Source organism: Streptomyces sp. BE303 (assembly GCF_036290945.1).
GTDB lineage: Bacteria > Actinomycetota > Actinomycetes > Streptomycetales > Streptomycetaceae > Kitasatospora.
Genome location: NZ_JAQYWZ010000022.1, coordinates 1 through 378, shown reverse-complemented (window position 1 = coordinate 378; position 378 = coordinate 1). Strand labels below are relative to the sequence as shown.

The following is a 378-nucleotide window of genomic DNA, read 5'->3' as shown; positions in this document are numbered from 1 at the left end:
TGGCAGGGGTTCGAGCTGGCTCCCGCCGGTAGCGCCTCCACCCACACCGGTGTCGCTGCGGTCTCGCGGATTCCCGGCAGTATGGAGGTCTGGTTCGTCGGGCCCAACGGCTCGGTGCAGGACCGGTTCTGGTACGAGGGCAGTGCCTGGCAGGGGTTCGAGCTGGCCCCGCCCGGAAGTGCCTCCGTCACCAGCGGCATCGCGGCCGTCTCCCGGATCCCCGGGAGCATGGAGCTCTGGTTCGTCGGTGGCGACGCCTACGTCCGGGACCACTTCTGGTACGACACGTCGAGCAGGAACTTCGACCAGGACGTCACCACCGACATCGCGATCGGAGGTTCGGCGCACGTCGTGATGCGCCAGGACGGCTTCTTCTCG

Annotated in this window: 1 pseudogene; it reads left to right on the top strand. The window is 68.3% G+C overall.

Annotated features, from left to right (window positions below):
* Positions 1–81: 81 nt before the first annotated feature.
* Positions 82–378: pseudogene (locus PUR56_RS00065) on the top strand (hypothetical protein); the annotation flags it as partial.